At 42.7% G+C, this 12,631-nt stretch carries 10 protein-coding genes; 4 read left to right on the top strand and 6 right to left on the bottom strand.

Annotated elements, in window-relative coordinates; translation table 11 throughout:
* Window positions 1-12 precede the first annotated feature (12 nt).
* From BREVNS_RS09845 to yqeK, 3 genes are all read left to right on the top strand, one after another.
* Complete coding sequence (locus tag BREVNS_RS09845) at window positions 13-1,179, top strand: PEGA domain-containing protein (RefSeq protein ID WP_483426836.1); 1,167 nt, start codon at window positions 13-15, stop codon at window positions 1,177-1,179.
* A gap of 119 nt (window positions 1,180-1,298) precedes the next feature.
* Entirely contained in the window at window positions 1,299-2,936 is a 1,638-nt protein-coding gene (locus tag BREVNS_RS09840) for an ankyrin repeat domain-containing protein (RefSeq protein ID WP_483426835.1), read from the top strand.
* A 4-nt stretch (window positions 2,937-2,940) separates the two neighbouring features.
* Window positions 2,941-3,498, top strand: a complete 558-nt coding sequence (gene yqeK / locus BREVNS_RS09835; protein ID WP_483426834.1) for a bis(5'-nucleosyl)-tetraphosphatase (symmetrical) YqeK — start codon at window positions 2,941-2,943, stop codon at window positions 3,496-3,498.
* 104 nt (window positions 3,499-3,602) lie between these two features.
* Here the strand turns inward: yqeK and BREVNS_RS09830 are convergent, their stop codons facing one another.
* A complete protein-coding gene (locus BREVNS_RS09830) occupies window positions 3,603-4,676 on the bottom strand; it encodes a hypothetical protein (protein ID WP_483426833.1) in 1,074 nt (357 codons plus the stop codon).
* A 359-nt stretch (window positions 4,677-5,035) separates the two neighbouring features.
* Between BREVNS_RS09830 and BREVNS_RS09825 the strand changes: the two genes are divergently transcribed.
* Window positions 5,036-6,376: an IS1380 family transposase gene (locus tag BREVNS_RS09825; protein ID WP_483426832.1), complete on the top strand. Its 1,341-nt coding sequence runs from the start codon at window positions 5,036-5,038 to the stop codon at window positions 6,374-6,376.
* Between the two features lie 580 nt (window positions 6,377-6,956).
* Here the strand turns inward: BREVNS_RS09825 and BREVNS_RS09820 are convergent.
* The 5 genes from BREVNS_RS09820 to BREVNS_RS09800 all read right to left on the bottom strand — a co-directional run bounded on the left by BREVNS_RS09820 (window position 6,957) and on the right by BREVNS_RS09800 (window position 12,626).
* Entirely contained in the window at window positions 6,957-7,859 is a 903-nt protein-coding gene (locus BREVNS_RS09820; protein WP_483426831.1) for a hypothetical protein, read from the bottom strand.
* Between the two features lie 369 nt (window positions 7,860-8,228).
* Window positions 8,229-9,338, bottom strand: a complete 1,110-nt coding sequence (locus tag BREVNS_RS09815) for a hypothetical protein (protein ID WP_483426830.1) — start codon at window positions 9,336-9,338, stop codon at window positions 8,229-8,231.
* A gap of 1 nt (window position 9,339) precedes the next feature.
* Window positions 9,340-10,068, bottom strand: coding sequence for an outer membrane lipoprotein-sorting protein (locus BREVNS_RS09810; protein WP_483426829.1), 729 nt, complete (start codon window positions 10,066-10,068; stop codon window positions 9,340-9,342).
* 13 nt (window positions 10,069-10,081) lie between these two features.
* Window positions 10,082-11,350 carry an ABC transporter permease gene (locus tag BREVNS_RS09805; protein WP_483426828.1) on the bottom strand — a complete coding sequence of 423 codons (1,269 nt, stop codon included), beginning with the start codon at window positions 11,348-11,350 and terminating at the stop codon, window positions 10,082-10,084.
* A gap of 10 nt (window positions 11,351-11,360) precedes the next feature.
* Window positions 11,361-12,626, bottom strand: coding sequence for an ABC transporter permease (locus tag BREVNS_RS09800; protein WP_483426827.1), 1,266 nt, complete (start codon window positions 12,624-12,626; stop codon window positions 11,361-11,363).
* Window positions 12,627-12,631: the final 5 nt, after the last annotated feature.

Raw genomic sequence — 12,631 nt, 5'->3', positions numbered from 1 at the left:
ACGGAGGTTTTTATGAAATGGTGGGTATTCATAGGGCTTTTCTGTGCCTCTTTCTCCTGGTCATGGGTCTTTGTTCTCTCTGATCCTTTAGGAGCGGATGTTTTTGTCGGTGAGAAAGCGATAGGCAAAACCCCCTGTGTTCTTACCAATGTGCCCTCTTCTTTTACCCTCACCCTTGCCAAGCCTGGTTATCGAGGGGTTCGAACGAGCCTTCGTCTCTCTGGAAAAGTGACCAATCTTGTCTATACCCTTCAGAAGGAGAGCTTTCACGTAAGTTTTCCAGGTCAGGAAAGCCTTATCATCCAGAACAAGGTCTTCCAGGCTTCAGAAGTCGAAAACTTAGCCACAGGCTTCTATCACTTTCAGGTAGAGACCAATACCCTCCGTATCGAACGAATCAACCCCCATAAGCCGTGGCTCTACTTTTCCTTGGGGTTCACCTGTGCGGGGCTCATAGCAGGCACCACCGGCCTGATCATGGGCGGCATAGAATACGAAAACTTCATCTCCGCCACCTCCTACGAAGAAGCAGTGAAAAGAATGCAGGCAAGTATGTTTTATGACAACCTTGCCCTGTGGGGATATACCTTGGCAGCCGTCAGTGGCGGGGTGAGTCTCTATTTTTATTTCGAAGAGAAAAACTTTCAAAAACAATCTTCCACTTTTATCGTCAAAAAAGCTGGTTATTTAGGTCGAGACAAAGCCCTTTATGATGAAGCGATGGATCTCCTCAGCCAGAAAAAAAATGAGCTTGCCATTCAAACCTTTGAAAAACTTATTGCTGACTATCCTGAAAGCCTCTTTATCCCTCCTTCTCTTTATCAATGTGCAAAAACGTATCAGTCTGAGAACAATAACTCAAAGGCAAAACAAATTCTTCTCAAACTTGTAAACGAATATCCTGTTTTCGATCTCTATGAACTGAGCCTCTATGAACTGTTTCAGATAGAACTCAAGGAAGGCCAGTTTTTAGCCGCGGAAAATTATCTCCAGACTCTCAAAATTCTCCATGTCTTTTATTCTGTAGAAGATACGGACTGGTTTGAACTTGACCTCTATCGAGCCTGGAGTGAAAAGGATCAAACAAAAGCCGTTCTCTATCACCAGAAAAAAGAAGCGTTTATCAATACCCGGAGTTACAGCCCAGAAAGACGACAACTTCTTCAACAGGAGAAATAAAAACAAGGCTTTGGTGGAGTTTACTTTCTTTTCTCCCATTCTTCTCCTGCTTGAAAATTTGCTTTTTTGCCCCATTCTCTTCATAATATATCATTGAATGGAAAGGATATAGAAACCCTATGAATAGATATGTCATTGTCAGCTTTTTCCTCTTTGGCCTTGTCATTTGGGGCTACGGAGATCCCAACCGAGAACTTCTCCTGGCCATCTCTCAGAAAAACTTCGAAGCCGTACAAAATGCCATAGAAAACAAAAAGGCGTCTCTTTTTTACCGCGATGTGAACAAAAGAACCCCCCTTCACTGGGCGGTTATTGCGGGCGACTTGAAAATTGTCGCCTATCTCCTCTACAAGGGAGCTGATATAGAGGCACGAGAAAAAAACGGAGCCACTCCCCTTCATTTTGCCGCCTATAGCAAAAATCTTGACATCGTCAAATACCTCATCCAGCAAAACGCCAACATCAACGCCACCGATTATTTTGGATGGACTCCCCTTCATTATTACACCTATTACCAGTTTGAAATGGGGGTAAAATACCTCATCTACGCCGATGCTGATCTGGACGCCAAAACCACCAAACCCTCCATGGGTATCCCTGCAGGGGCTACCGCTCTTGACATTGCCCTCAAGATCAACAAACAAGCCTATATTGAAGCCCTCTCCAACCCCCAGACCTATCAAAATATAGCCAATCGTCCGAGGCTTACCCTCCAGGTTCAGCCTTCGTTGTCCTTTTCCAATATTCTTCTTGCAGAGGAAAAAGGGACGCTTCTTTTTACAGTGAAAAATGAAGGACAGGGTACGGCTTCCTCTACTGTTCTCGAGTTTTCAGGACTCACCAATCGATGGATTTCTCTCAACACCAATCTTTCTTCCCAGATGGTTGGAATAGGTAGTTCGGCCTTTTGGCAGAGTGAAGTCATCGCTTTCTCTCCTCCTGCCGATGGAGAAATTGTCTTTCGTGTCAGAGCGGTGGATATGGATTCACGCCGTGCGTCGGAATGGCAAACGGTGAGTTTTCGTGTATGGTCAAACCGTCCACCTTCTCTCATCCTTGGAGCCACTCTCATAGGGAATACCAATGTGCTTCGTCCTCTTATGCAAACAACCCTTCTTCTCACCATTTCCAATGAAGGCTTGGGCCCTCTCAAACAAGCCACCCTCTCTCTTCGTGATACAAAGAGCTATCTCTCTCCTCTCAGCCTCGAATTTCTTTCTCTTCCCCGTCAGTCTTCAACCAATATCCTTTTGTGGCTCAACACGAAAGAAACCGTAGAAGATGGGGAAACAAGCCTTGAAATTATGGTTTCCTCTCCTACTCTTTCCCGCACCTTAGTCTTCTCAAGAAACCTGCCCACCAGAGGATACCTTCCCCCATTACTCACCATATCTCCTTCTCTTTACAAACGGCTTGTGATGACAATACAAACAAATATGAATCCTACCGAAAACGGAACTCTGAAGGAGATGATCTGCACTAATTCTGTTCTTGTCGTGTATCCCATGCTTGAACTCTCCAATATGGGTGAAAGCACCGCTACCAATCTCTCCGTAGAGATTCGTCTCCCCACAGAAACCAATACTTTTCTCTATACCTACACTATTCCTCTTCTCTCCCCAGGGGAAAAAAGAAATTTAGCCATTCCCTTGGAAAGACGTCTTTTGTCCACAGAAAGTCTCTCTCTTGCCATCAGTGATGGGATAACCAATTACCTCTCCACCAATCTGTCTATGAGCCTCTGGCCAGGAGAATAAGGATATGGAAAGAAACAAAAAATGGGAAAAGGAGATCTCCTCTCGCTTATCAGAGGAAAGATGGCAACATACTGTGGGTGCCCTGGAGATTGCCCTGCACCTTGCTCATCTTCATCGTATCGACGAAGAAAGGGTCTATCAGGCCATTCTTCTTCATGATATTGGCAAAGCCTATCCACTTGAAAAGCAAAAATCTCTTGCTCTCACCTATAACCTTCTCTCACCAGAGGACATGAAAGCCGAAGGCGTTGTTCATGCCAAGCTGAGTGCCTATCTTGCCAGGCAGGAGTATAATATTCAGGACGAGGAAATCCTCTTTGTTATTGCCCACCACAGTACGGGACATCCCGATTATGGACCTTTAGGATGGATTGTTTACGTTTCAGACTATCTTGACCCCAATCGAAAGCTAGTTCATCAAAAAACTCTTCTTGCCACTTGTGAAGCGGACCTTAAAGAAGGGTGCCTTCAGGTTTTGCTTGCCAAACTTCAGTATCTCTTTGATAAAAGACGATATCTCCACTCCAAGAGCGTGGAATTTTACAATAGCCTTATAAAATAAAACTCCCCCTGCCACATCGTACAGGGGGAGTTTTGTCAAACTTTTTCGTTTATTCTACTGGCTCGTTTTGCTTCAACGCTTGTCTCATTTAACTCAAGCCAGAACTAAAAATAAAATCCTACCCAGCCCTGTATAGTAGAAAACGCAACATCCTGCCGAAAGTAGCGAGGGATATTATAGCCAATCCCCCAGTCTCCTCCTACGACAAAATGACGCCATTTTCCCATCAGTCCAACCGTTGCGATAACATTCCATCTTGTCTCTCCACTTTGCATTCCTATCCCCGTGAGAAACCTTGCACGAGCAAAGAGAATTTCTTCTATAATCGATTGATACCATCCGGTTCCTACAAACACCTCCACGAAAGGTGTCTCGACGAAAGCTATTCTCATCACATAATCGACCGACCATTTTCGTGGAAAAAGAAAGTAAACCGTGTCCACAAAACCAGCTCCTCCTTTTTCCCCATACACATCTCCCCATGGAGAAAAAGAAGCGAATCCATAGCCCATCATCACCCTATCATTGAAAGGAGTCAGAAGAAGACTCTTCTTCTCACCTTTGGCTACTATCACCTTGTTAGACAGAAGTCCTTTTCCATTTTTATCTTCAAGAAGCAGTTCATATTCTTCTCCTGCTACAAGTTCATATTCTTCTTCAAAGCCATCTTTATTAGTGATATTCCCTAACACATTCCCCTGAATCTTAATTTTTCCTCCGACAGCATAATAAGGAATCACACGAACCTTTAATATACCTCTTTCAGAAATATCAACTCCCAAGGCATTTGCTATCTCTGTAGAAACGCTATTTATTACCTCAACAAGACCATACTGCGTATCACTATAAATATTCGTAGTATAGATCGGTTTGTTTTTTTCATTTTTCAAAACAAATCTGAGTCGAACATCTGGGCGACGTACTGAACCTTCAAAATCCATCATTGTCTCCACCGCCAAACGAGCGGCATTCGCATAATTACCCCGACCTACCTGCCATCCTGGCATCACAGCCAATCGATAATAAATCCCTTCTTCCAGCAAAAAAGAGACAATTCCTTCCTGAGGATAGGTTTCATTGGAAAGAGCCACAGGGGTTTTCACGACAAGGCTTCGATTCCCAACAGCATAGGAAAAGACTACAGACATGAACAATAATACAAAAATACAATTACGCATATTTTAACCTCCCAAAAAACATAATGAGACCCTTGCACGGGTGCTTTCTTGCCCTTTCTGGGTCAGGGGCTACGCCCCTGAAACCCCGTTTTTTCTGTTTACAGGGGCTTATTTGTCTTTTTTATTCAAAAAATAGGATTATTGATTACGAGAAGAAATATTTTTATACTATTTTTTGTTTTCTTATCACTTTTTTGAGACCTTCGCACATTCCATAATATTATAAGAGAAAGAAAGAAAAAAGTCAAGACAAGTATAAACCTTATATTACGATATCATAATCCCTGCATCCGTGAAATTCTTGAGTTTTTCGGCATATTTGTTTATAATATAATGAAATAAGTTCAATGGGTGCAGATATGAAAGGAAAGCTTGGGGAATATGAGATAGAACTTGTGGATGATGAAATAATTCCAGGAGGGGGGATAAGCCTTTTTTATCATCTTCTTCGGTATGAAACAAAATTAGCTGAAAGGCTCAAACGAAAGAAGCACGAACAGTTTTCAGATATGGATATTGTGGTTGGGATGACGTTTTTGCTCGCTATGGCAAAACCACACTTTTGTGAAATTGAAACTTTACGAGGAAGTGAATTTTTTAGTTCATTTTTTGAGCGAAAAGAACCACCTTCTGAAGAGATTCTCAGGCAGCGTTTAGATGAGAAAGACGACGCCTTTAGAAAGGTTATTTTAGAAGAAAATAACCATTTAGTTGCAAAGAAAGGAAGAATAAGTTTCTACGTTGAGGAGGGACCTTCTTCTCAGAAAAGAACGTTTGTTCCTCTCGACATTGACACTTCTCCGTTTGATAATTCGGAAACGAAGAAAGAAGGGGTAAGTCGAACTTACACAGGGGTTTACGGATATTCTCCTATCTTTGCCTATCTTGGAGAAAAAGAAGGTTTTTGTATTCATGGGGAGCTTCGGAAAGGATCTGCCCATATGCTTTGTGATGGGGGAAAGTTTATCCGGGAGGCTATTCAGAAGGCAAAGCACATCCTTAAGCAAAAACAGAAAAAAGAGGCAAGGATTTTGGTGCGCATGGATAGCGCCGCAGACAGTGATGAGATTATTCTTTTGTGTCAGGCGGAAGGTGTAGATTTTATCATCAAGAAAAATCCCCGTCAGGAAGACCTGTTCACATATGTCGAAATGGCACGAAGTTCCCAAACGGCTATATGTAAAAAACCAAGGGATGGAAAAACCGTGTACAGGGATAGTATTTCCGTAAGAGATGGTTTGTATCTTGTGTATGAAGTTGTACTGAGAGAAATTGACCCTGATGGGAAAGTCCTTCTTTTTCCTGAGGTGGAATTTTCTGGGTACTGGAGTTCGATAGCGGACGTGGAGGAGGTGATAAAACTCTATCGTGGGCATGCTACCAGTGAACAATTTCATTCGGAATTTAAGACAGACATGGGACTTGAGCGATTTCCAAGCGGAAAGTTTGAAACGAATCACACGGTGCTTGTTTTAGCCATTTTGACGTTCAATATTTTGAAACTGATAGGACTTTCTTCTTTTGGGCATTATCCTCCTGAAAGTCGAGGTTTGTATCGACTGAGAATTCGCACTATTATTCAGGATCTGATATATTTAGCTATAAGGTTTGTGAAAAAGGGTGGAAAGAAGATGGTTCAACTTTCCCGCAAGTGGACTTTTTCTCTTATCTTCTGGGAAACGGTTGTTTCACCAACCTGAGGAGTGTTTTTGCCTTTTGTCTGAATACTCGTTTATCCCAGTTTTTTGGGAAGGGAGCATATTGTCTTTTGCCCTCTTAAAAAGCATTATTTTGCACTTTTAGCCTGTTCTTTGTATTCATTCTTAGAGAAAATCTCTTTGTTTTGAGGTTCTCATTTCTCTTTTTTCCCCTTTTTTGAGGTTATGAGGGGGAATTTTCTTTTTTTAGCCACGGACAAAGGTTATTTCCACGGATGCAGGATAATCAATATTTATAATCAAGAGACCCTTGCACGGATGTTTTCTTTGCCTGTCTGGGTCAGGGGGTACGCCCCTCTCCCCCGATTTTTCTGTTTACAAGGGCCGGTTTGTCTTTTTTATTCAAAAAAATTGGTTTATTTATTACATCACGGAATATTTTGATACTAATTTTTGTTTCTTTATTACTTTTTTGAGACCTTTGCACATTCGTGCAAAGGTCTCATCAAATCAATTGGATAATAAGAGCAAAAAATTTCTTTTTTCTCCATAAAAAATTGTTTCAAAGAAGAAGAGAAGAAAGGATTTCTCTCCAAACTCTCGAAGTACACTGTTTTTTGCCTCAAAAGAAAATCCCAAAAGAAATTGACATGCCTAGAGAGACAAAAGCATTATCATGAAAATAAGCAGGAAAAGACGTCTCTACCCCTATCACATCCAGACATAAAAAGGATTTTTTTCCCATAACTACACCACCCGCATACATCAGGGTATTCAAATGAAGATTTTTTCCATACAGTCCGCCCCCTGTCATCACACGAAACCGCAAGAAAAAAGAGTCGCCTATAACCCTTTGAAAAAAGGAGGTCCCTACCAATACTTCAGAAATCAAGGCATTCATTTGCGTCCCTGTGGTTACGGTAGAACTTTCCTCTGTTTGCCAATAGGAAAGAAGCATAAATCGTAAAGAAAGATCAAATAACCACCGGTTTTTGGTGATCCAGTATCGAGAATCAAGAGAAACTATCTTTGCCTCTTCCCGCAACGCTGTATTCTTCAAAGGTCCAATGGCATACAAACCAACACCCATGCCAACTTCTCGTGGAGAAGATCTTGAATCAAAACGAACAATTTTCTCTTCTCCTCTTTGAATTTTAACCTTTGTCTTATATAATACTTTCCCAAAACGATCTTCCCATACCAGCGTATACACCTGATTGGCCAGAAGAAAAACCCTTTCCTCAGAACCTTCTCCATGAGTAATAGTGAAAAGAACATTATCCTGAAGTTTTACTCTTCCCCCTATTCCCAAAGAAGGAGGGATCTGGATAATCAAAAGTCCCCGCTCAGAAATATCTCTTCCGAGAACATGAGCAACCTCTTCCGATATTATGTCCATAATATCAAATAATTCGTATTTGATATCGCTTTCCATATTGGTACTATAAAGAGAAAAATTATTCTCATCTTTCAAAAGAAAAAACCATTGACAACGAGGACGAGAAACTGGTCCTATGAACCTCATCCTCATCTCCAACCTATAACCTCTCCCTACCCCTTCTTTTTCAACCTTCCAATGAGGTAATATCAAAAGCCTACGAAAAATTCCCTCATGGACCATGAAAGAAACATTTTCTTCTTGTGGATATTTCTCTTCAGAAACAGAAAGAGGTTTCTCAATAATAAGTCTCTGATTTTCAAGAGAGAAGGAAAAAGAAAAAAACAAAAAAAGAAAAAAAACAATTTTCTTTCTCACAATTCTTTCCCACAATAGATATAATTATCTATTATAAAAGAAAAAAAGTAAGAAATCAATATTTTCACTTTTCAAACATCAGGCGTAATTATACGTTCTCTGCGTGAGAGTCCTCTCTCAAAAATACCAAGTTCCCCTCTAGTATTTCACCTCTACTGACACCATACCTGAGAAAAGTCCGTAGCGTTCCGAAGTGAGAGCACTGATATCCGTGAAATAACGAAACCAGAGAAAGAGATTCACATTTTGATAGAGATTTCGGGTATAACTTACTATCCACCATTGACCTTTTTCCCAGAGATTTTCTTCTTTATCATCCAGGTTGGCTACGACCATCAAAGACAAGGTGTCTATGATACTTGGCATCACCACAAGCTGAAAAGAGGCATAATAACGAGAAAGAAAAGGATAGACGGCAAGACTGTACTGTTCCAAAAGAGAAAAGTTGGTTCTTTCAAGCGTATGCATCATAGACTCTGCCCGAAACACCCACTTTTTGCCAAAAGAATAGTCGGCCCCAATCATACCCTGCCAAAAGGATGCTTTGTCGTTGGTAGCGTGGTGATACACAACCTCTCCATACCAGGTGAGTCCCAGATCCCCCTTGACAGATATGCCTCCTATCCATTCCTTTTCTTTTCCCCGATAGAAACAGGCGCCTGTCGCATACCAGGAAGCTACTTCACTCCCAAGCCGTATGCCGGCGGTAGAATTTGTCCAGGAAGAGTGGATCATCCCTATACTCTCTACAAAACCGAGCTGTCCAACAGGAATTTTCACCCGAAGAGCATCAACCCCTAACCGAGAAAGGTTTACATCCATCACATCAAGCTTTGCAAAAAAATCCATTGGAGAAAAGATAACCCCCTCTCCCCATCGCACCAACTGCCTGCCAATGATTACATCTCCCCAAAAAGGCTTCACCATCACACTGAACTTACGTACATCAGCTACCAGAAGTGTTTCTTCTCCTATCTGCCATCGTAAAGAAGAAGTCGCCATATTTGTCATAGCTCCAGAGAGAACAGCCATATCCCCTGAAGCCTCAAAACGACCATAATCAGTATCCCGATTGAGCACAGAGAGTCTCCACACCGTCTCACCCCCATACGTCCAGTTGGAAAACTGCCCATTACTGGCTACTATCACGGCCGTTCCCGCCCCTCCACGAACCCACCCCCCAACGGAAAGTCCCTCTTCAGCCCAGCAGAGACCAACCACAAAAAGAAAGAGAAAAAACCATCGCATACTACCGCTCCAGATGGCGCCTTGTAAAATAGGTATCACTTACCGAAACCTCAAAAGAAGCCTCTTCTACCACCACCACCGTTTTGGTGTTCTTTTTGAGTTGATCCGAAACAGTGGTAACCGTAGCAAACCATCTTCCTCCAATCTGTCGTATCTCCGATGCCTCCTGGACCTTGAGAAGTTTCCCAGAAGGCGCATAGCGCTCCTCCCGAAGGGGGACAAAAGTAGCCTTGTCCACCCACATCTTTCTCCTGTAGTAGGTCACTTCTTTCACCTTGGCGGTTAGTTCTACGACATAACACTCATATCCCTGGTATTTTTCTTCACCTAAAAGCTGAATACTGTACTTCTCATATACCTCATCCGCTTCAAGGGCATCCTCATAGGACACATCACTTCCCATCATACCCTGTTTGAGCATATGCCCCGAAATGAGAAAGGTATTGTTCTCCTCCCCATCATACACCCACATCTGTTTTTTCAGTTTGAGATATCGCGTGTTTCTATCCTCTTTGTTGAGAAACTCCACATAGGCATTGTCATTTTTGATCCATGATTTCAGGCGTTTGAGTCGTACAGGTTGATTGGGAAGATAAATCTCCATCCGCATAGTGATAATAGCCGAACCAAAATTGACACGCTTATCCACTTCTCTCAAAATCTCCTCTCCCGTCAGTGCAAAACCAAAAGAAACCACAAAGAAAAGAAAAATACCCAGTCTATATTTCATATTGTCCTCCCTTCTATACGCTTCGAATAGCATCCACTGGCTTCATCCGTGCCGCCAACCGCGAAGGCAACAATGAGACTACTGTCGCCACTACAAGCCCAAGTACCAGAGAGCCTATCACACTTTTGGCGGTTATCTTCCAGCGAATCACAGAATCAAGTGGCAGATTCATATTGGAAAGAGAAGAAGAAAAATCTATTCCCCAAATACTGAGCGGCCAGCTAATGAGAACACCCATCAAAACCCCTATGACACTCCCTATCATCCCTAACATCAGTCCTTCATAAAGAAAAAGTATCAGAACCTCTCGTGGTTTAAGTCCCATGGCTTTGAGAATCCCGATCTCCCGTCGTCTCTCAAGAACAATCATCATCATAATATTGGTGATAATAATCATTCCTAAAAATGTTACCACAAAATAGATAAGATTATAGATGGGCAAAATCTGTTCCATCATACTGACAATCCCCCCAGCCCGGTTCCAGGGAATAGCCACCACCTCTCTCCACTCCTCCTGGCTTTCTAACCAGGATTGTATCTCTTTCGCTAAAGCAGGGGCTTTCTTGTAATCTTTCAGAAACACTAAAACCTCCTGCACCCCGCCATCCGTTCGAAGAATATCCATAGCATCCTTGATGTCCATCTGAAAGATATTTTCATCCATCATATTAAGACCTGTCTGGAAAATACCCACAACGAAAAATCTGGGAATCCGTATGCCATAATCAGACCCCTGAAGCATCACCGAGAAAGTATCTCCTACCTTAATCTTCAGAATCTCTGCCATCTTCTTTCCTATGATGACCTCCCGATACTTATGGCCCTCCCTTTCCAACACCTGTCCGGAGAGATAGCTACCATTTACGATAGCCTTTTCGAGAAGCAAAAGATCCTTTTCGATACGATAGTCTCCCCCAAATCCAAAAGCAGCTTTATTATTCCCATCATACTGAAGAAGCACCGGAAAGCGAATACGAAAGGTCACCAGATCTATCTCCTTTGACCACTTTGGATGAGAGAGAAGTTTCTCCCGGAGCTTCTCCGGTTCAGGAACCAGATACTGAACAGGATAATAGCGAATGTTCTCTGCATAGGCTTTTGCCGTCAGGCGAATATGCCCTGAATCATTTTTGGTCCCATTCCTGATCATGTTATCCACCATACCCTCCACAAGCCCCTGCAAAACAACCACAAGGGCAAGAGCCAGTGTCACGGAAAGAACGGCAAGAAAAGAGCGGCGCCTGTTTCTTCTGATATTACGAAGAGCCATTTTGAATAGCATAGTTTCCTCCTTACACATACTTGAGACATTCGGTCACCTGAAGCTTTCCAGCCTGACGAGCAGGAATAGCGGCCGACACAAGGGCTGTCAGAAACGCAAAGAAAAAGGCTACCACATACGCCTCAAGGTGCCATTCCCCATAAAAAACCCCCCATACCGGAAACCCGAAATCACTTCCTTTTACCGCTTCACTCCCAAAAATAGCCTCAATATTGTATCCCCCATAAACGAGCCAGAGATTGACAGCCGTGCCCATCAAGAGTCCAAGACACCCGCCCAATATCCCGAGAATCCCCCCTTCCATCAGAAAAATCCTCTGAATCTGTTTTGGAGTAAATCCCATAGCCCGCATAACCCCAATCTCCTTCATTCGTTCGTACACGGCCATGAGAATAGTGTTTACAATCCCTACTCCGGCAATCACCAGAAGCAGAAATGTCATCAGAACAATCGTCCCTTTCTTTTGTTGTAAAAGCGCCATCATATCGGCATACTGATCCACAAAGGTTTTCACGCTATAACCAGAGAGAGTCTTCTCAATTTCCTGTGCTACTCTTTTTACCTTCTTCTGATACACGGCAATCGGTTCCCCCTTTGGCCATCTCACACGAACGTGCATGGTTATCCATTCTTTGCCTGTATCAAGGAGAGCCTCACCACCACGAGAGGAAATAAACACCCCACTTTCATCTATTTGTGGACTCGTTGTCTTGAGAATACCCACTACCGTGAAATCCCATGCGTTGGCCGTCTCATACTTTGTCTGAGCAATAAGCGTCACCGTATCACCCACATCGACACCTAAGTCCTTAGCAAGATCTCGACCAATCATGACCTCGTCGGGATTATCCTCTAAAAACCGCCCCTTTATCACCTTCTCATCAAGATCAAACGCCTTTTTATCACTTGCAGGATCAATCCCATAGCCTATCACATGGAAGGACTTATCCCCTACGACCAATTCAGTGAGAAAAGGCACCCGAAGCGAAACCCCTTCCACCTCTGGATGAGTTTTTATACGGGAAAGAAGACTTTCCACGTCCTGCAAGGGATAACGAAGCGAATAGGACTTTTCATTCTCGGCATACTCTTTTGATGTTATAGTGATGGAACCATCGGTGAAAGACACCATATTCTCTACCATCATTCTATCAATCCCGGTAAAAAGAGAATCTCCAAAAATATACAACATGAGCCCAAATCCCATCGTGAGAATGGTGAGAAAAGTACGTCTTTTATGCCTCAAAATATTCCTCAAGGCTATACGAAAAAGCATACAGC

Source organism: Longinema margulisiae (genome assembly GCF_025266855.1).
GTDB lineage: Bacteria > Spirochaetota > Brevinematia > Brevinematales > Thermospiraceae > Thermospira.
Note: the sequence above shows the minus strand (reverse complement) of the source record. Positions and strands in the feature narration are given on the sequence as shown.